This is a genomic window from Enterococcus sp. DA9 (assembly GCF_008000875.1).
GTDB lineage: Bacteria > Bacillota > Bacilli > Lactobacillales > Enterococcaceae > Enterococcus_B > Enterococcus_B lactis.
Window position 1 is genome coordinate 2,447,701 of record NZ_CP042839.1, and the last position, 19,544, is coordinate 2,467,244.

19 protein-coding genes are annotated in these 19,544 nt (G+C 35.8%); 1 reads left to right on the forward strand and 18 read right to left on the reverse strand.

From position 1 onward, the window contains the following. Positions 1-87: 87 nt before the first annotated feature. The 16 genes from FTX43_RS12720 to FTX43_RS12795 form a co-directional block, all read right to left on the reverse strand. On the reverse strand, positions 88-2,028 hold the full coding sequence (locus FTX43_RS12720; RefSeq protein ID WP_147607098.1) for a PTS fructose transporter subunit IIABC: 1,941 nt from the start codon (positions 2,026-2,028) through the stop codon (positions 88-90). A gap of 285 nt (positions 2,029-2,313) precedes the next feature. Then, the gene (locus FTX43_RS12725; protein WP_147607099.1) at positions 2,314-3,054 is read right to left on the reverse strand and encodes a 2-dehydro-3-deoxy-phosphogluconate aldolase; all 741 of its coding nucleotides are present in this window, start codon (positions 3,052-3,054) and stop codon (positions 2,314-2,316) included. Between the two features lie 12 nt (positions 3,055-3,066). Continuing rightward, a complete protein-coding gene (locus FTX43_RS12730) occupies positions 3,067-4,158 on the reverse strand; it encodes a DgaE family pyridoxal phosphate-dependent ammonia lyase (protein ID WP_024634726.1) in 1,092 nt (363 codons plus the stop codon). Then, positions 4,148-5,254 carry an amidohydrolase/deacetylase family metallohydrolase gene (locus FTX43_RS12735; protein ID WP_147607100.1) on the reverse strand — a complete coding sequence of 369 codons (1,107 nt, stop codon included), beginning with the start codon at positions 5,252-5,254 and terminating at the stop codon, positions 4,148-4,150. The genes FTX43_RS12730 and FTX43_RS12735 overlap by 11 nt, the downstream gene beginning before the upstream one ends. Before the next feature lie 18 nt (positions 5,255-5,272). After that, positions 5,273-5,950 (reverse strand): DUF4310 family protein, encoded by a 678-nt coding sequence (locus FTX43_RS12740; RefSeq protein WP_147607101.1) that lies wholly within the window; start codon positions 5,948-5,950, stop codon positions 5,273-5,275. A gap of 10 nt (positions 5,951-5,960) precedes the next feature. After that, on the reverse strand, positions 5,961-6,740 hold the full coding sequence (locus FTX43_RS12745) for a DUF4311 domain-containing protein (protein WP_002309666.1): 780 nt from the start codon (positions 6,738-6,740) through the stop codon (positions 5,961-5,963). 28 nt (positions 6,741-6,768) lie between these two features. Next, positions 6,769-7,119 carry a DUF4312 family protein gene (locus FTX43_RS12750; protein WP_147607102.1) on the reverse strand — a complete coding sequence of 117 codons (351 nt, stop codon included), beginning with the start codon at positions 7,117-7,119 and terminating at the stop codon, positions 6,769-6,771. A 15-nt stretch (positions 7,120-7,134) separates the two neighbouring features. Continuing rightward, positions 7,135-7,491: a glycine-rich SFCGS family protein gene (locus FTX43_RS12755; protein ID WP_002309668.1), complete on the reverse strand. Its 357-nt coding sequence runs from the start codon at positions 7,489-7,491 to the stop codon at positions 7,135-7,137. Positions 7,492-7,510: 19 nt separating this feature from the next. Next, positions 7,511-7,843, reverse strand: coding sequence for a PRD domain-containing protein (locus FTX43_RS12760; RefSeq protein WP_002291790.1), 333 nt, complete (start codon positions 7,841-7,843; stop codon positions 7,511-7,513). Further along, positions 7,843-9,705 (reverse strand): PRD domain-containing protein, encoded by a 1,863-nt coding sequence (locus FTX43_RS12765; protein WP_147607103.1) that lies wholly within the window; start codon positions 9,703-9,705, stop codon positions 7,843-7,845. The genes FTX43_RS12760 and FTX43_RS12765 overlap by 1 nt, the downstream gene beginning before the upstream one ends. 482 nt (positions 9,706-10,187) lie before the next feature. Further along, entirely contained in the window at positions 10,188-12,701 is a 2,514-nt protein-coding gene (locus tag FTX43_RS12770) for a sigma 54-interacting transcriptional regulator (RefSeq protein WP_147607104.1), read from the reverse strand. A 169-nt stretch (positions 12,702-12,870) separates the two neighbouring features. Further along, positions 12,871-13,581, reverse strand: a complete 711-nt coding sequence (locus tag FTX43_RS12775; protein ID WP_002320344.1) for an HAD family hydrolase — start codon at positions 13,579-13,581, stop codon at positions 12,871-12,873. Then, positions 13,575-14,402, reverse strand: coding sequence for a PTS system mannose/fructose/sorbose family transporter subunit IID (locus tag FTX43_RS12780; protein ID WP_065772728.1), 828 nt, complete (start codon positions 14,400-14,402; stop codon positions 13,575-13,577). The genes FTX43_RS12775 and FTX43_RS12780 overlap by 7 nt, the downstream gene beginning before the upstream one ends. After that, entirely contained in the window at positions 14,399-15,208 is an 810-nt protein-coding gene (locus tag FTX43_RS12785; RefSeq protein WP_002320346.1) for a PTS mannose/fructose/sorbose/N-acetylgalactosamine transporter subunit IIC, read from the reverse strand. Before FTX43_RS12785 ends, FTX43_RS12780 begins: the two co-directional genes overlap by 4 nt. A 13-nt stretch (positions 15,209-15,221) precedes the next feature. Then, on the reverse strand, positions 15,222-15,713 hold the full coding sequence (locus tag FTX43_RS12790) for a PTS sugar transporter subunit IIB (protein ID WP_002320347.1): 492 nt from the start codon (positions 15,711-15,713) through the stop codon (positions 15,222-15,224). A gap of 60 nt (positions 15,714-15,773) precedes the next feature. After that, a complete protein-coding gene (locus FTX43_RS12795) occupies positions 15,774-16,190 on the reverse strand; it encodes a PTS mannose transporter subunit IIA (protein WP_049142212.1) in 417 nt (138 codons plus the stop codon). A 968-nt stretch (positions 16,191-17,158) separates the two neighbouring features. Between FTX43_RS12795 and FTX43_RS12805 the strand changes: the two genes are divergently transcribed. Further along, on the forward strand, positions 17,159-18,004 hold the full coding sequence (locus FTX43_RS12805; protein ID WP_261801535.1) for a CPBP family intramembrane glutamic endopeptidase: 846 nt from the start codon (positions 17,159-17,161) through the stop codon (positions 18,002-18,004). 292 nt (positions 18,005-18,296) lie between these two features. On the opposite strand, the gene FTX43_RS12810 is transcribed toward FTX43_RS12805, so the two are convergent. Then, entirely contained in the window at positions 18,297-19,250 is a 954-nt protein-coding gene (locus FTX43_RS12810) for an SPFH domain-containing protein (protein ID WP_002320350.1), read from the reverse strand. Further along, entirely contained in the window at positions 19,238-19,471 is a 234-nt protein-coding gene (locus FTX43_RS12815; RefSeq protein ID WP_002320351.1) for a hypothetical protein, read from the reverse strand. Before FTX43_RS12815 ends, FTX43_RS12810 begins: the two co-directional genes overlap by 13 nt. Between the last annotated feature and the right edge of the window lie 73 nt (positions 19,472-19,544).

Below are 19,544 nucleotides of genomic sequence, written 5' to 3' on the forward strand. Positions count from 1 at the left end.
TAAGCAGAAACTCCCTTCCAAATAAAAAATCGATCATGATAACACATCTATTATGTCTCATCACGGTCGATTTTTCATCTTATGTTATTACATTTCACTTAATAATTGGTGAACCGCTGCTTTATCTGGCGCATCCATCAATGCTTGACGGAAATCATCATCCATCAATTTACGTGAAAGACGTTGCAGTATTTTCAAGTGCATATCTCCTTGGCTGTTTTCAGGTACAGCAATCATAAAGATCATATGTGCAAGTTTTCCATCTAAAGAATGCCACTCTACTCCATCTTGACTTTTGGCAAAAGCCACCGTTGGTTTACGAACATAAGCTGATTTTCCGTGTGGAATAGCGATTCCCATGCCGATTCCCGTTGTACTTTCCTTTTCTCTATCATAGATGACTTCTTTAAATCCGTTTTTATCTGTGATCGCCGCTGTTTTTTCTAAACGTTGGACTAAATCTTCGATTACTCCGTCTTTTGTTGTTGCTGTTTCTCCTAGAACGATTGCTTCATCTGACATAATATCCGTAATAGAATCAAACGTTTCAGGTTTTGTATAAACATCCCTTGTTTCAGATTCTGTTAAATCCGCTACCGCTACCCCATTTGCTGCAGCAACTGCAGTATGTTGTAATGTTCGTTTCAAGATTCTTAACATTAACACGGTGACAGCAATACCTGCAATCACTGCTACAAAAAACATGGCTACATGATCGACTGCTCCTAAAACTGCTACGATTGGACCGCCATGAGCGACATGATCTGTCACTCCTGAAAGCATTGCGATGACACTTCCTGTCATCGCTCCGACTACAATGCTTGGAATCACTCGTAATGGATCTGTTGAAGCAAACGGAATCGCACCTTCTGTGATCCCGAACAGCCCCATTGCTAAGGATGCCTTACCAGCTTCTCGTTCTGTTTTTGTAAATTTGGTTTTCAATGTCAATGATGCCAATCCTAATGCTAACGGAGGGATACAGATAGCTACAGCAATTGGACCCATAATGGAATAATTTCCTTCTGCAATCAAGCCAGACCCGAACAGAAAGGCTACTTTATTGAACGGTCCACCCATATCAAAAGCAATCATTGCTCCTAAGATCATAGCTAAAACAAATTCACTTCCTCCTTGCATCCCTGCTAAAAAGTGAGTCAACGAACTAAATAAAAGAGCTACTGGTTCTCCAATAACGTAGATAAACACAAAACCAACTGCCAATGATCCTAAAATTGGGATAACAATGATTGGCATAATCGATTGTAAAGCTTTCGGTACTCGTACTTTCTTGATTCCTAAAGCAATGAAACCTGCTAAAAATCCAGTGATGATTCCGCCTAAGAACCCTGCATTCGCATCACTACCATATAATGCGCCATTTGCTGCTAACATCCCCCCAACAAATCCAGGAACAAGTCCCGGACGATCTGCAATGCTTTGCGCAATAAATGCAGATAAGATTGGAACCATCAATCCCATAGCAATACTTCCGATACTATTCATCGTTGCCCAAATCGTTCCTTCTGGTATCTTGATTCCTTCAGGCGTCGCTGTTCCACCCAATGTTAATGAAATCGCGATCAATAATCCTCCTGTAACTACGAATGGCACCATATATGAAACACCATTCATCAAACTCTTATAGATTTTCTTACCTAAATTTTCTGATTCACTTTTATTTTCGGCAGAAATAGTGGTCTCTGTACTTTTATAGATTGGCGCTTTTCCTGCTAAAATCTCTCCTACCAATTCATCTGCATGATGAATTCCTTCTTGCACGCCTACGGTTATCAATGGTTTGCCGCCAAATCGTGTTTTATCTATTTTAGTATCCGCTGCGATGATTACACCAGCTGCTTCTTCGATATCTTTTGCAGTCAATTCATTTTCGATACCGATAGAACCATGTGTTTCGACTTTTACCTCGGCGCCAACTGCTTTCCCCGCCTTCTCTAAGTTTTCTGCTGCCATGTATGTATGGGCAATGCCAACTGGACAGGATGTGATTGCAATAATTTTTTTCATTTTCCTACCGCCTTTCTTTCTACACTTACAGTATATAAAAACGGTTTCTTTTTATTAAGCACAAAATGATTCCGTAATAACTGAAATTTTTGGAATAAATAGAAATTTCGCTAAAAAATTGATATACAATTTATTATGTTGAATAAAATACTATTGGAAAATCTTACATTTCTGTACTTCTGCTTACGTACATCTAAATTATTATCTACATTAACAATTTCCGTAATTAATTATAAAAAGCTTATTCCATTTCATTCTGGAATAAGCTTCTTATTTTCTAATGAGTTAGTGAATAATTTTTTTTACCATGCTTAATAGTATCCTTACGTCTCCTATACGCGTATCTCCTGTTTCTTTATCTATAATTGAACTGTAAACATGAGGAATCACTTTTTTTACACCTGCATCGATTGCAATTTTCAGAATTTCTTCAAAGTTTGAAAGATCAATTCCTCCTGTTGGCTCTAAATAGAAATCATATTTTGCGCAAGCTTCCGCAACTGCTTTAAATTCTTCCCTATGTGCTAAGCCTTTCATCGGGAAATACTTGATTGAAGTACCTCCCATGTCTTGCAGCATTTGAATGGCAGTTTCAATAGGCACTTCAGCTGCTGGCGCTTGTGAACTTAACGGACCTGTAGCAATATTGACATAGCCGATCTTACCTGTTGGTGAAACCAATCCATTGATGACCGTATCATTTTGACCCAATAAAGCACGAGAAGTCCCCATGCCAGTAAATACTTGATTGACATGTTGTGGTTGTAAAACCCCAGATAAACGCGAAACCATCTGACTTTGGTTTGGATCTCCAGCGCCTAATCCAACTGACAACGCATTATTGGTTGCGTCTTGGTACCTTTTCATATCTTCGATTGCTGCTTCATCACTAGCATAATTTTTCGATAGCACACCTAGTACGACATGCCCTTCCGCTGCTTCATAGCATGCTTTTGCATTTTCAACTGAATGAGCTAATACATTTAAACATACACGATTTTTATAATAATTTGGGATAACTGACAATTTAAAAGCCTCCTACATGATTTCTCTCAATCTTTTTATGATTTTTTCCATTTCGTTTTGGCTGACGGAACGAATGTCGAACTCAATGATTCCGTTATTTGCTTGATATTCTCGGGTGTAGACTGCTGGATTTCGTGCTTTTAATTCCTGAATGACTTCTTTCGCACTTTTATCGCCATTAATCGTTACACTTGCTCGATAAATATCTCTGCCGGCACCATCTTGAACTATTTTCGCTGATAGGTCAGGAAGTTGATTGATTGCGTTAACAAAAGGCGTTAATCGTTGCTTCATGGAGTCACCGGATTCGCTCCCATTTTTTAAATAATCTTCTAGTGCCTGGGTAAAGCCTAAAATATTATCTTTACCGATTTTCATTGCTCGGCCAATACCTTTAGACTGTAGCCGAATCCATTGAATATACTTCTTTTTTCCTATGACCAGTCCGGCACTCGGACCTTCGATTGCTTTTGCCCCAGAGTAAATCACTAAGTCAACGCCCATTTCGCTATATTTGAATAAATCTTCTTCCGCAGCTGCATCAACGATCAATGGCAAACGATGAGCTTTGGCAACTTCTACCATTTCTGCCACCGTCAGCATACTTTTCTGAACTGCATGATGACTTTTAATATATAGAAGCGCAGCAGTTTTTTCCGTAATCATCATGGAAACATGTTCCGGTGTACACATATTTGCATAGCCAGCTTCTATGACTTTTCCTCCACCTTGAGCAACCATTACTTCAACCGGTGTCCCATAATCTACATTATGTCCCTTAGGTATGATGATTTCCCGTCTAGCGATTTTTTCTGTATAGGGATGATAGACATGGTACATGTTGCCCTGTCCGATTAAAGCAGCAACAGATTGAGCTATCCCTGCTGAAGCAGAAGAAACGATTTGCGCATCTTCCACTTTCAGTAATTGAGAAAGATAAGCGCCGGTTTTGATGGCAAGATCACTCATCTCAAAAAAATGCTCGCCTCCAAATCGTTGTGCTGCTAGGACACTTTCAGATACCTTAGAAACCCCTAGGATCGTCATTTTTCCCGATGCATTAATGACTTCTTTTAAATCAAACTTTCCATAGCTAATTGTCATATATGACGCCTCCAATAATTGTTTTAATCGGTAAAATTTGTTCTTTAGCTATACGTGTAAATCCGTTGGAATCTTTCAATTCCTTTTCATTTTCAACAATCTCAAATATCGTCAAATCTGCATCATAATTGACAGCTAACTGGCCCTTATTCTTCAAATGAAAATTCCGTGCAGGAACTGCTGTAACTTTTTCAATGATTTCTTCCCAAGAATAGCCGACTACCCTCAATTTTTCTAAAGTAGTTGCTAGATCAAAAACTGGGCCATTTGTACGATTGCGGATGTAGACATCCGTACTAATAGAGGTAGCTTTCATTCCTGCTTTTAGTGCGGTTTCTGCCACATGGAAATTAAAGCTATCCGTCCCATGTCCAATATCAAAGACAACACCATTATTGTAAGCATCCCAGACAAAGTTTTTAATTTGATCTGTCTTTGGATCTAAAATACCGTTTGGTTTTCCATTAAAACAATGGGTCAATACATCGCCTCTTTCCATTCTTGACAATACTTCTTCTAACTCAGGAGGTGCAGAACCGATATGAACCATCAATGGCAGATCATTGTTTTCTGACTGGATTTTTTTAGCTAATTCTAATGGCTTAATGCCATTTTCACCAACAACTGTCTTACTCATTCTCGCTTTGATCCCGACAATAAATTCCGGCAGTTCTGCTAACGCAGTACTTACTAGATCTTCTTGAATCTTTGTTAGATCAGCAAGTTCATCTTGTTTGACAATGCCCCATTTAGAGATATTCATTAGCGCATACACATTTGTCTTGACCGATTTCGTCAATTGATAAAATTCACGGATGTTTTCTGCTCCCGTAGTTCCAGCATCAATGACCGTCGTCACACCTTTTTCGACCCCTATCTGATCAGGATAGTCATAATAAAGATTCATCTTTTCATAGCAGTGGACATGATCATCGATCCACCCAGCGGATAAATAATACTTTCCCTCCAAGTCAACTACTTCTTGCGCCGGCTGATTTATTTCTGTTGCAACTGCTTTAATCATGCCTTTTTCTATAGCGACCTCTATCTTAGATCCATCAACCAACCTTCCATTTTTAATCAAAGTATCAAACATTTAATGACCCTCTTTCTATTAATTTACTGCCGGGAAGATTGCTCCTAAAATCATTGCTCCTAAAATAGCACCTCCAGCAATTGGTTTTTTCCAAGCATAGAATCCTAGTGCTCCTAATGTAGCGCCAATGCCGATTGGAATAGATGCTGCACACGCGCTTAATATAATTAATGGACCCAAAAAACGTCCAGATGAATTTCCTGCCCCCATCATGACGTCAGCACCAAAAGTGGAATTTGATTGATTGATCGTAAATTTACGAATCAAGACAATGATGCCACCAACAATCAAACCTAGAACCAAACCAGTCAATAAAGAGAGTGCAAAATTATCGATTGGTGCCGCTATTTTCATACTTAAGAGAATTGCTGGTACCCCTATTCCGATCCCAGTTAGGATCGAACCGCCTAAGTCCAAGATCCCAACTAAAGAGCCTTCTAAAATTCTGGCAAATAAGAAACTAGCACCAAACGCTGCCGCTGCGCCATAGGATCCGCCATCCAGCCCGGCTTTTAACATCGCCACGATCGAAACTTCATTGAATGCAACCACACCATACATCACATACATGTGTGTTCCTGCAAATACAGCAGCGGACATAATTCCTACGATTAGCGGAAAAGACCAGTCTGCAAACCAAAAGCTCTTTTGCCGCTTTACTTCTAATACTTTTGCTTGTTCTTCTGTTGTCTCCATGATTCTCCTCCTATTTCACACTAAAGATGTTGTGCAAGTTATCAAGCCAATTAGGCACTTGAAGCTGGAAGCTCTTGATCATTTCCATATCAAATCCACGGAAAAATCCACTGAAAATAAATAATAAAACAATAGCGATCATCATGCTCTTCGTGACGCGATTCCAACCGCTCTCATCGACGCCTTTACCAATCAAGATTCCTAGAACAACACCAGGTACCGCATTTCCCATGATCAATTGCGCGATACCGCCAAAAAGAGTGCCCCAAAAACCAGTTCGTTTCCCTGCGTCTAAAGCTGCCAACCAAAAAATAACTGGCATTACTGTATTGATCAGAATCGTCGCCGCTGGTACCAAAACGGAAACCGCCGTCACTTGTAACGCCTCTGGAATTGCTGCAGCTGTTGTGTTTAAGAAGGCTACCACCCCTGCCCCGATAACCGCTCCAATGATCCCCATTTTTTTCGGATCATGCATGGTCTGGGTGACATCTTTGTTTTTTGCTAGAAGTGCTGCCGCTGCCCAATTGGGAATGATTCGATGCGTCACATCTTGTGTGAATGCACCAGCGCCAACTGAAGAAGCCCATGCATTAAAGAAAAAGCCTAAACCAAATGAAAAATGAGAAGCTGGATCACCCATGCAGGCATTCATTTCGCCTAATGTTCTAAAAGCTCCTAAACCTTGTGTATTAGGTGCATGAAACATTCGAGCTGCCCCGACAGATGCTGCAAAACCAAGTAATCCCCCGATAATAACCGATTTGACTAGAATGATTACGAAATCCACGTTATTCTTTCCCCCTTATAATTCAAAATTAGATTTTTTTAGTTACAAATGGAATGGCAATCCCATTTGGATCTTCAGTCATTTGCTGGCTGAACGATATGTCTGCCAATTTTATTTCTGTTACAGCCACAGTAATAGAAAGTTCGACTTCATAGCTGATACGTTGCCGTGGGAAGAAGAAAAATAGAAAGCGTTCTGTGTATTTGTTTTCGACCGCCTTTAAAATATCCACATTGACTGGTTCGATTCGCAATAATACGTTTGATTGTTCCATTATTTTGTTTTGAATTTCTGCTAACGCTGATGCAAAAGCATGTTGCTTTGTTTCCCCTTTACCGGAGACGATAACTTTTTGCTGAATTGTCTTTTGAACGCTCATTTCATGTCCCTCTTTCTATTTTCCATGCTTTTTGATAAATTCTTCTGTCAGACGTTTCCCTAATTCCTCTTGATCCATAAAGCCGAAACCTAGAACAGTTTTGCCATCCTTGATAGCTGTAATCCCTTCTTCAATCGAACGCATACCATGTCGTTCTGGATAGCCATATTTTGTTGCTGCTGTTAATGCACCTGCACCACCACTACCACAAAAAGAGATACCCATATCTGCATGCTCTTGTTGCATCACATCGCCCAAACGCATATCTGCCCCCATTCCTGGTACGACAAATGCTTTGCCGCCAGCTGCTTCTACCCCTTTGGCCACATTTTGTCCTTTACCCATACGGTCTGCAATAACTACTGTAATCATGATTGTTCCCTCCTAAATATTAATTATTTTTTGCTGTTTCAAAATGAATCGACAAAACATATATTTCATCATCGGTTAAATTACCGATACTTCTAACTATTTCATCAGAAATAGTTATGGCTTCTTTGGATACTTCTTTGAACAAATCCCGATCGACTACGGGAATCGTTTCCTTTCTTTGAGAACGTTTCAGCATCTCATTCAAGTGATTAATTAGAATGGTCCACTGCAACTCGGTTGGTACAATAGCATGTTCTACTAATCGCTCTTCAATTAGATCAATCACTTGTTTTAACTTTTCCCGATTTTGACTTTCCTCGATAATTTTTAAAGCCTCGTCTGACATTTTCACTAACTTGACGCTCCTTCTTTTATATATGAGAATAATGCACTGATTTCTGACTGATTGATTCCTAAATTATTTTCTGCAAAAACTGCTTCGATTTTTCCTACCAGTGTTCCTTTGTCTAAAATAATCTGATCTACTTGACGACCTTCTGCCATATATTGTTGATCAAATGTGATACGATGAACCATTAAGAATACATGAAGCAAAAAAGCTTCTCGATATTCTTGGATCAATTCTGCTTCCAAAATGACAAGTAAACGTTCATAAATCGTATAAGCTTTCAAAATCAATTCCTTGCTAAAGTCTTCTAAAGTATCTTTATTGATGGACGTTTCTCTAAGATTCAAGTTATGCCTTTCCTGCTGATTGGAAGAAGCTAGTATTTTTTTTATTATTTGTTGAATTTTTTTCAAGTCCTGTTCAGTGGGTAATGGATGGACTTTGATGAAAGGACGATCGATGCCATTGATTGGAAAAATACTAATCACCAAATCAGGATCTTTGGTAGCAATCATTTCTTGCGCATTCAATACTGAAGCAAATGCCACGATAGTGATATTATTTAATTCTTCATTGATCTTTTGCTTGATCAGACTAGTCACACCCAACCCTGTTGAACAAATGTAGACGGCTCTAACGCTTCGTAGATCTTCTTCTCTTTCGTAGGAAACCAAAAAGTGTAAGGCGATATATGCCACGAAAGAATCATTGATCAGAATATTTTGTTCACTTATTTCTTGTCGAACTGCTTGCTTGATTGCATCAAATAATTCCGGGTATTTCTGCTTGATATCTTCTTTAAAAGGATTATATTCATTGACAAATTTTTTCTTTCTCGATAATCGCATAGATAAATGAGCATACAGATTCGTCAACCATTGTGGATCTTGATAAAAAGAATGGTTGATTGCTTTACTTACTTTATAAATCACATTCTCAACTAGTTTCATAACGTCTTGCTGGTGAATCGTGTCGAATGTATCACTATAGATATAATGATATTCATCCTCGAACAGTGGCAACTGATAATAATCAAAGACCTGCTGCATGACGCGATAAGAAAGATCGTTTTTGTCTAATTCTTGTTCAGCAACCAATTGATAACGACCAATTGTAGCCTCTTTGCGTAAGCGAACGGTAGCAATTGTCACTCGAATCAGAATATTTAGTAATTCCGCGTAATTCAGTTTCTCTAGATTTTCAAATTCCAGTAAGTGCCGCATTCGAATGATTACTTGATTAAATACCTCTTGGATAGGTGTAGCAGTAGCAGAATACATTTCAAAGTATTCAGTCTCACCGCCGTTCAATAACAATGACATTAATTTATAAATGTCATAATCCGTGAACTCTTTTTGAAGAATCTCTTCAATCGTTAATCGAACTAGACGTTCTTCTCCTGTGATCCAAAAACCCTTTCGCGCCTGACGATTCAAGGTCAATCCTTCCTTAAGAAAATTATTTTCCAGCACATCTAAATCATTCATGATCGTATCTTTGCTGACATCTAATGCGTTGGCCATTTTCATTCCAGTAATAGCTTCTTTTGTTACTAAAAGCATAATTAGTAAACGTTTGATTCGGAGACTTTGATCTGCAAATATTTCAAAACGATTAACATCCATCAATTCGCTTTTTAATTTGATTCGATCAGAGCTACTAATATTCATCCAAATTCCCTGACTACGTTTGCTATATAGGACTTGCTTCCGTTCATTCAGCCACTCTCTTATATCATCTAGATCGTATTTTATCGTCCGAACACTAACATTTTCTTTTTCAGCCAACTTTTTGATTGTTACCGGTTCAGACATTTCCACCAAGTAAATCAAAAGCTGCCTTTCTCTTTTTGTTAGCTGCTGCATTATCATCTCTCCTTACATTGCTAATATAAGCGTTTTCTAAACTAACAACAATATGAAATGTTTGCACTTAACTAAGTGCAACTTATAGCTTTTTAACTAAACTTACAGAGTTTATCTATTATAAAGACGACTACATGTACTGTTAAAATACGTTTTTTATTGCACTAAGTCGTAATATAAATAATCAAACGCTTTTTCAAATTTCTTAAACTAAAAAATTGAGAACAGCTTTCAATATCTTAAACCGTATATTCTCTAAAAATATCATGGCTTACACGTTCTATCCTAAATAAAGTTTGACTGGATCACCATACAAAAATTAAACTCCATGTAGAATAATACGCGGCTGACGAATTCCTACATGAAGCTTATCTATGACTATAAATATTTAAAAGTAATGAATAAAACTAATCAATGATACACGTTTATTGGTATTGATCATACTCAAATAAAAAATATTCAAACAGATGGATTCATACTTTCTATCCCACTAAAATTTCATAAAGTATATATAATTCCCATGTCGATATTTTGATTTTATAAAACTGTTCCAAAGTATAGAAAATCGTTTGTGTATTTTGATAAAACAATTTGTTGTTGATTTTCAGCTGGTTGATATCTTCTGGGACTGGATAGTCTTCTGCACCAAGTATCGTTCGTTCGACCATCAAAGCTAGATGCATCATTAAATTGAACTTCATTTTAGCATTCAACTGAAGACTGAATCTTTTCTCGCACTTTTCTACTACATCTTCTACTTGTCGGATAATCACATCAGGGTTTAAAAATTCGAGTTTTTCAGATAAACCTTCTTTTGAAAAGAAATGGATGAATTCGTTCGTTAATAATGGAACACTACTAGGATGAATTAGGTTTCTCAATTGTCTATTCAATTTATTCTCTGCATCTTCATCCAAAACATCAATTAGATTAATACTAGGAACCGGGGTTGTGTTATCCAGATAGGAAGTTGTCAAGATCAACGCCGTCTCTTTCAAATATCCTTCTTCCGAAGAAGCTCGTTCTAATGTGCTCACTAATTCTCCGTAGTTTAATACGATTAGTTTAATGTCAGGATTAAAGTATTTTTCACAGATCATTTTTATTTTCTTAGCAATATCACGACCAGATATACTAGAAATAATGACATTTTTTTCTACAGCAAAACCTTCAAAATACTGGATATTCGTTACAAAATCACTTTCTGCCGTTTTTGCAATCTCATAAAAAAGATTTCCATTGATTAGTTGCTGTCCAATCTCTAGTGCATAAGAGGTAGTTAAATTATTAATAACTAATAATTCTCCTAAAATTTGAGGCTTCAAGCTCTTATATAAATGAGTTAATGAGCCCATATCCACAAGCATGATCACTCCTTCAGATGTATCTCTTTCTGAAAGCCAATCATTAACTTTTGTGATAATATCTCTAGCAGAAGATGATAAAGGCATATTGATAGCATCAAAAACGTAATCTCCACACATTTTATTTGCCACAGCTTGAATACTACTAGCAGTCGCATTTCCATGAGCTACTAGTAATGCTTGGTAACGGATGTCTTCTGAGACCTTGCCAATCAGCATTACACCTAAGAAGAAAGTAACAAAGGGGCGAATTTCTAGAGGAAGCTCTCTTGTGAGATTAGTAGTTAAAAGTATAGTTCTAGGATACTGTTTTGATAGTAGATGTATTTTTTCTTTTAAATTTTTTTCTGGTAGTTTTCCTTTTAAAATTTGTAGTAACCTACAAACAATTTCAAGGGGTTCTAGCGTCATCGCTTCATTGTCGATGATTCTACGATTTTGTTTTTGGATGCTTGTTTTCATACTTAAAGACAAACTATCATTTGACAAAGTCACTACATTTTCTAAGTATTGACTATCAAATTTTTGTAATTTTTCTTTTAATTCAGCAAATTCATTTATATCTAATATAGGCATCAGTCTCTCTGCAAAAATCTGGTATTCCTCAATAGATGGACTAGATGTAGAGGGGTAAGTTATTTTAACTGTTGTTTTCTTATCTTGACCTATAAATAATGTTTGACTATGAGGTGTCAGCCTTAATGCATCAGCACAACTCATCCTTACCTGATTTGATAAGCTTCCAATATTACCTGAAAGTTCTTGTGTTGTTAAGGCAAAAAAATTCTCGTTTGAAATAACTATATTCTTTTTTATTCGCTTTGCTTCTCGTTCAAACAAATATTTGACTAGCTCTAGACGCTCAAATATTGGTCGTTCATGAAAAGCTGGTAATTCAACAATAACGGAAATACGTCGATAAAATGTCGGTAATAGTGCTTCTTCAGGCTTTTCAGTCGTTGCAAATAATAATCGAACATTCGAAGAAATCATTTCTGCTTCTTCGCCGATAGGCCGAAAATTCCCTGTATCCATAAATTGAAATAGTTTTTCCTGATTCTCGTGAGATAATCGATGTACTTCGTCTAAAAATAAAACACTATCATCAGCTTGCGCTAAAAGACCAACCTTTTCTTTTTCTGCTCCTGTAAAAGCACCTTTTGTGTGTCCGAATAGAATAGAAGATAATAACTCAGGGTTATTAGCGTAATCTGCACAATTGAAGACAAAGAAATTTTTTGTTCCTTTACACTTTTTTTCTTTAAGATATTTAAAAATTAAGTGTGCTAAAAAACTTTTTCCAACTCCACTTGCTCCGTGCAAAAGAAGTGGTAATCCTAATGGTGGATACAATACTGCTGCCTTACACGTCTCAATTGCTCGTTTAGCACTACCATTATTTCCAATATACTGAGCAAACGCATCTTTCACGCCTTTATTTTCTGATTCAGCAATTGACCAGTACACTGGTTTTGTTCCGCTTTTTTGTATTTCATTTTTATCTAATAATTCATTCAAATATAAGCTTGTTGCTGAGCGGCTTAATGAGATAGAATCAGCAATCTCCTGTGTTGTCAAGGTAGTTGCTCCAGATAATAAATTCAGTAACTGCTCTCTCGTTTCTTGTCGCATACTCAAACCTCCTCATAAAAAATATAGTATATGATAAGAAATGGAAATGCCATATCCTCCAAAAAGACTTACAGCAGATGGAATACTAAAAAATCAAAACTACTGCAGTCAGAGTGTATCAAATCATACTCTTAGCTACAGTAGTTTTTCCTATGGGACACGGCTCTACTTATTTCGAACGTAGTAATTGAGATAATATCAAGGTGGCTGCTTCATTGTCGGTTTTAGCTTGTAGAATCTCTGCTGCTTCATCATCAACAAAATGATTCAACCAGATCGGACACCAGCCGGCTAATCTAGATGGAATAACATCATTTTGATAACTATCCCCTAAATAATAAATTTTTGTTATCTTTTCTGGCAATTGTTTAGAAACTTTTCGAAAACAGCTTACACTTGGTTTTGCATCACCTAACTTTTCTGAAATAAATTGCCATCTCGGTTCGATAAAACGATCAAGTTCTAATTGATCTAGTTTACTTTGCTGTTGCTGAGTGAATCCATTTGTTATAATTCCGCATAGAATTCCACTTTTTTTCAAAACACTTAAAAGTAAAGACATTTCAACTGACAAAGTCTGTTTGCTTTGGCATAAATGATAGTAAGCATCTAATTCAGATAAATTGGTATTCTTCTTTGAATTTAATGTTTCCATCACTAGTAACCATCGTTCGTCTTTCTTTTTTTTATCTAATTTTCCTTCTTGATAAAACTTATAAATCTTTTCGCTATGACAGCGGAATTCATGATAAAGACGCTTTAAAAAAGGTTCTTCGAGGAAAGAGTCAGGATAGTACTTTCGGATGGTACATTTGAAGGCACTATAATTGTCTAATAATGTATCATCAATATCGAAAAAAACAGCAGTGTTTTCTAGCATATCCCTAACAGTCCTAATATAATACCTAAAAACATAATACCAAACATTACTACATTTACGTTGACTTTTTTCCGTAATAACCAAAATGCAAATAACGTCACCGCTAATGGTACGATGCCTATAAATAATTGATCAAGGTAATCTTGAATTTTCATCACTTCTTTGCTGCCTTCCACGCTCACTTCTAAGATGGTCTTGAATTTGACATTCGATGCTGTCATTGATCCCATCATCATTAAGCCCAACATACTTGAAGCTTTTGTCAAAATTTTCATTCCACCTGATTCATACATTCGTTGAATAAAACTGGCACCCACAGAATAACCGCTATACAGTGCGTAATAGTGAATGAGAAAAGCCGGAATATTATAAATCAATAAAAATATGATTGCACCTAGCGGAGAACCAGTTGCTGCTAAAGAGATACCGATACCCGCTGCGATTACCCGTAAAATTCCCCAGAAAAATGAATCTCCAATACCTGATATTGGTCCCATTAATGATGCTTTAACAGCAGTGATTGAACTGGCGTCAAAATGTTCATCTTCACTATTTTGCTTTTCCATTGAAGCAACTAATCCCATAATGAAATTATTAATATGCATCGTTGCATTGAACCAGGTTGTATGGCGAACAATTGCCTCTGCACGTTCTTCTTTTGTTTGATAAAAACGATTGATAACTGGCAGCAGCGTATAAATGACGCCTACTGCGTGGTATTGCGTTGCTCCAGTACGACTGGCATTCATCGTCCATGAACGCCAAAAGACAGAACGCATCATTTTCTTTTCTTCTTTTGTCAAGTTTTCTTGGAATCTCATGCGAAAAAGTCCTCCTCTTCTTCTGCTTTTGTCATTAGCCCTTTGTCATGCCTATTACCATTTTTACCAACCTCTCTAATTTCAATATCCCGCTGAGCGCTGACAACACAGATAACAACCCCAATCACAGCAACAGCCACTGCCGGCAGTTGTAAGTAAGCGGTTAGAACAAATCCAAGGATATAAAAAACAGCTAACTTATTGTCCCATAAGAGCTTCATCAACATGGCAAATCCAACAGCAGGCAACAACCCTCCAGCTGCACTAAGACCATTCATTAGACTTTGAGGGATATGTTCAACAAAGGAATTTACCGGACCACTCCCAGCTAAAATTCCAATGAAAGAAATAGATGCAATGATTAAATAATAGATCACCCATGTACCAAAATGTAGCGTAAGGATCATTTTTTGGTTATTTTCACGTGCAGCTTTATCTAAAGCTGGAGCAAAGATATTCATGAAAACATTTTTCAAAAACATAACGACAAATGCAGCTAACATACCAATTGGCACAGCGAGAGTCATTGCTGCTTTTTGTTCTACATTAGAAATGATGGCGAAAGTTGTAGCTAAAGTTGTGGCCGTTACTGGCTCTGCTGCTATCACTCCGCCAATATTTACATTTCCTAAAAATACGGCTTCCAAAGAGGCTCCCATCAAAATACCCGTTTTCATGTCCCCCATTAAAATACCTGTAACGAGACCTACTACTAATGGACGTTCCATCATACTTTGTCCAGTCAAATAGTTACCCGCAAAACAGATAAATACTGCTAAAGCTGCCATAGTTGCGTGCATTAACATATTTTATTCCTCCCTACTCTAATGCATCTTCTAAACTTAATTGCGGATTTGACGGCAACACCTGGTTGTAACTATTTACTCGATCTAATTTAGCTAATTCCTTTGCTGCAGCTAATTCATTAGGATTCAACTGCACACTAGGAAATATCATTTTTTTCGTTGATGGATCAGATTTATCAAATCTACCTGCGTTAGCAACATTGACTGTTTCTATGTTTTCTACATTTTGAGCTATTTTATTTGCATCGGATACGCTATTTACAATGACAAAAATTCGTTTGTCGGCTCCTCTTGGATCATTGAATATATTGATAGCATCATCCACCGAACGAATCAATAGTTTCATTCCATTTGGTACAGCCATCTTCAATGTCATTTGCATGACCTCATTTTTTGCTGCTTCATCATTAGCAACCACTAATAATGGCGCATTTAATTCTTTCGTCCAAACTACAGCTACTTGACCATGGATTAGTCGATCGTCCACACGTATTTGAGTTATCATTCTTTTTTCCTCCTTATTTTGTATCAAATTACTATAATAGTTTCTTCTTACACTTTTGATTTAAAAAAATATCTCTTCTGTAGGCAAATCTGTTGATACTAAACGAACCTGGCTTATCTCAATTGCTTCGTTTATACTTTGTTTTGTAAAGACCTCATTTTCCGGTGTTAGGACTAAAGATAATATAATTGCTAAATTACTATTAGAAATGACAAACAATTGATCTTTTTTTTGTTTTATCATTTCTGCTACCACTGTTTGATTTACACTTCCGCCAAACAGATCGGTAAAGATAATTCCTTGTTCTCCTTCTTCGATAGAATCTATAAAGTTAGAAATGATGGGCGTATAGTCTTCATTTGTTAAATATGCATTAATGACTTCAAGTTCTGCTCCTTTATCAGCTAAAATCGCCATTGAATTTTGAAAGCCGCTTGCTAGTCGCCCATGTGTTGCAACTAAAAATTTTTTTTTCATATTTTTCACCTCACTTTATATTAAGCAAATACTATGCCAAAAAATAAAAGTATAAGAAAGTCCCATTCCTTGAGCTTTCTAATACTTTTCAAACTGTTTAAACAGTTTGATTTACTTCTAAACAGATGCTAATAGGTGATAGAAAGCTTGATAATAAATTTGTCTAAACCAGTACTTCGAACCTAATTAACTATACAGATGCGTTTTCGCTCATGTTAACTTTCATTCAATATATGAGAGAAAGCTCTATTTTCATAAAAAATTTTGAGGTAAAACTACTAATAAACCAAAATGTAAAAAATCATTTTTATTATCCTGAAAGATGAATCTTCTGATTACAAAAAAGCCACTTTTCTAAGTGGCTTTTGAACAGAAGGTCATTATCATAATCATAGGAGAATGGTTTAGTGCTAGCAGAATAATGATAATGAGAAGAGTACTATCACAAATACTCCTGAGAATAGTTTTCAAAAGGAAAATAGTTGTCAACGGTCTGTGATAGTGACTTAATTATGTCACGATAATAGAAATAAAAATAGTTTGAAAATTTTACTGTTTTTAGAATTTTTTTAAATATTTAAATAAAAAATATTCTCTTAACGGTTGTTGAGACAGCTTTTCATAATGATTTCGTACTATCATTTTTCTTCTTTATTTACTTTATAAACGGTCTTTAATTATCTACCTTAGTTACCTGCTCTGAAAGTAATCAGCTTTCACTTAATTTTTAAGGATGTACTTTAATCATTTCGCTTTCGGATATTACTAAGGAAGGAGAAAAAGTGATTTTTCATTAAAAAAACTCATTACAGGTTTAAACCAAGTTTCTCAGATGGATAATAAATTAAATTATCATTACATTCCATCATTTAAACTTTATACGTATGTTTATAAGATCATAAAACGTATATTAGAGAGATTGTTTTACTAAATAAGTTTATTCAATTAGAATAAAATAAAAAAGGAGGTTGACTTATGAGAATCATGAAGAAAGCAATTGCTATTATAATCCCCCTGTTCTGAGTTATTTTGTCGCTTTTTTAGGTTTGTTTATTTCCATTTATTTAAAATCCGTTTTTTTTGAACAACTATTTCCAAATCTGCAAGGAAACCAATTAGTTAGCTTGATACTTGATGTTTTCTTTTTTTTAATGATTAGTTTCTTTTTTGTAGTATTAACTAAGTTAATATATAAAGATATCAGAATATTAGGTTTTTCTAAAAAAGATTTCTTAAAAAAGTTTATCTTAGGGTATTTAATTGGAGGTCTCTTAATTGCTTTTATTGTATTCGGCTATGTATTAATTGGCGGAGCTGATTTCCAAGAAGTTTTTGCGAAATCTTCTTGGTCTACATTACTAATAAGCATGGTGTTTTATCTAGCTCAAGGATCACAAGAAGAAGTAATTAGCCGAGGATTTGTATTAGGTGGGATCGCGAAAAAAACTAATCTTTTATGGGGAGTGGTAGTAAGTAGTTTATTTTTTATGTTAATGCATCTGAGCAATGCAGGAGGATTTACGCTAGAGTTGATAGATTATTTTTTAATTGGTATGGTATGGGCTTTATTAAGAATTCTATTTTCTAATACTTGGGTTGCAGCGGCTTCTCACGGCGCCTATAACTTTTTTATGTCTGACTTTTTTGGTTTGGCTAATTCTACTCAAGATAGCGAAGGTATACTTTTCCAAACTATCTATCATAGCTCAATTGATTATATGAGCATATTCGTTTCTTTATTTGTTTTAATCATACTAGTTATATTGATATGGCGCAAAAGAGATATCTTTAATAAGCCATTACAATTGGAGTGAAATATTTTCTCAAAAAGCAATCTATGAAATTAAGGTTACGTATCAATTTGATAACGTTAGGAAATGTTGATCGAAAAATCCAAGAAGTATTATATTGCAAAAATTCTCCCTCTCAATAGTTAAACTAACTTTTGAGAGGGAGAATTGTATAGATTACTTTTTGACAATATAAAAAAGAATAGTGATTTTTTTCTAACTATGAAATCCAAGGTTACGGATCACTGACCTTTTCAGTAACAATGTAAGTAAGATAAAGATTTATACTATTTTAAAACGTAAATGTAATCCATAATTAATTTCCCTTTATTTGTTTCTCCCATAACTGTTTTGCTACAGGGATATTGCCTAATTCCGTCATGTTAGAAGGTAATATAATGGTATTTGTTTGACTAGAAACTACCTCTTTAAATGCTTCTATTCCTAAATAAGATAAGGATACCTCATCGAGTTGACTATTTTTGATCGCTTCATTTAAGATTATTATTCTTTTTTTCTCTGCTTCAGTAATTTTTTCAATACGATCAGCTTCTGCCTCTGCGTCAATACGAATGCGCTTTGCTCTTGCTTCTGCGTCAATTTGGGTTTGTTGTGCCCTTGCTTGTGCATCAATGGTCATTTTAGATGCATTAGCTTCAGCATTAAGTACCGCAGATGATTTCTCACCTTCTGCACGAGTAATCATTGATTCTTTGTCTCTTGAAGCTGTTATCAATTTGTTCATTGATTCAACAATTTCTTTAGATACTTTTATTTCCCCAATATTAATTCGATCGATTGCCAAACCATAGCCAGAAGTAATATCTTTAATTGAAGCAAACAAAGAGGCATTAATTTCTTCAGTACCATTCAATACTTCATTTAGCTCCATTTTCCCGATAATTCCACGCAAATTCGATTGCGCATCTTGGATCATTGATACTACGGAATTTTCATTATCATAAACAAATGCTCGAACATCTGTAACATGATATTTGATAGCTTCGTCGATCTCAACCATTACATTATCTTTTGTAATAGCACTTTGAGGTTCTATTTCTAAAGGAATCTGTTTTAGCGATACTCTTTCGCGCACAGTATATAATATTGGAATAAGGAAATGTAATCCTGGCTCCAACGTTTTTACATACTTACCAAAACTTTCTACTACTTTTACTTCCCCTTGACGTACAACAACTGCAGTACTAGTCAATAACCAGATAAGAAAAGCTACAACAAATACTCCAACGATTATTTTCACAACCAACATTCTATATACCCTCTTCCGTTTACAAATAAACTATTATTCACTCTTGTAAGAAGCACACCGGACTGAACATCTATGATTTCTAGCATAGCATCCTTTTCAGGGACTCCTTCTATTACACGGTATTCTGTATAAGTACCATAAACACGAATAATACCTAAAAATTGATCAGTAGGTGAACGAAAGTACTTTCCTATGACCTTATTTTCTAAATAATCTGCCATATTCTCCTCCTTTCCTCTTATTATATATTAAATATTAAAAAAAAAATCCCAAAAAATTTAATATGGTCAGGAT

Coding starts and splice junctions, on each gene's coding strand:
- FTX43_RS12740 (WP_147607101.1), bottom strand. CDS start 5,950: ATGGAGACAACAGAAGAACAAGCAAAAGTATTAGAAGTAAAGCGGCAA.
- FTX43_RS12815 (WP_002320351.1), bottom strand. CDS start 19,471: ATGGCAGATTATTTAGAAAATAAGGTCATAGGAAAGTACTTTCGTTCA.
- FTX43_RS12720 (WP_147607098.1), bottom strand. CDS start 2,028: ATGAAAAAAATTATTGCAATCACATCCTGTCCAGTTGGCATTGCCCAT.
- FTX43_RS12730 (WP_024634726.1), bottom strand. CDS start 4,158: ATGACAATTAGCTATGGAAAGTTTGATTTAAAAGAAGTCATTAATGCA.
- FTX43_RS12780 (WP_065772728.1), bottom strand. CDS start 14,402: ATGAGATTCCAAGAAAACTTGACAAAAGAAGAAAAGAAAATGATGCGT.
- FTX43_RS12795 (WP_049142212.1), bottom strand. CDS start 16,190: ATGAAAAAAAAATTTTTAGTTGCAACACATGGGCGACTAGCAAGCGGC.
- FTX43_RS12755 (WP_002309668.1), bottom strand. CDS start 7,491: ATGATTACAGTAGTTATTGCAGACCGTATGGGTAAAGGACAAAATGTG.
- FTX43_RS12765 (WP_147607103.1), bottom strand. CDS start 9,705: ATGCAGCAGCTAACAAAAAGAGAAAGGCAGCTTTTGATTTACTTGGTG.
- FTX43_RS12735 (WP_147607100.1), bottom strand. CDS start 5,254: ATGTTTGATACTTTGATTAAAAATGGAAGGTTGGTTGATGGATCTAAG.
- FTX43_RS12790 (WP_002320347.1), bottom strand. CDS start 15,713: ATGATAACTCAAATACGTGTGGACGATCGACTAATCCATGGTCAAGTA.
- FTX43_RS12750 (WP_147607102.1), bottom strand. CDS start 7,119: ATGAGCGTTCAAAAGACAATTCAGCAAAAAGTTATCGTCTCCGGTAAA.
- FTX43_RS12810 (WP_002320350.1), bottom strand. CDS start 19,250: ATGTTGGTTGTGAAAATAATCGTTGGAGTATTTGTTGTAGCTTTTCTT.
- FTX43_RS12785 (WP_002320346.1), bottom strand. CDS start 15,208: ATGTTAATGCACGCAACTATGGCAGCTTTAGCAGTATTTATCTGTTTT.
- FTX43_RS12770 (WP_147607104.1), bottom strand. CDS start 12,701: ATGCGACAAGAAACGAGAGAGCAGTTACTGAATTTATTATCTGGAGCA.
- FTX43_RS12775 (WP_002320344.1), bottom strand. CDS start 13,581: ATGCTAGAAAACACTGCTGTTTTTTTCGATATTGATGATACATTATTA.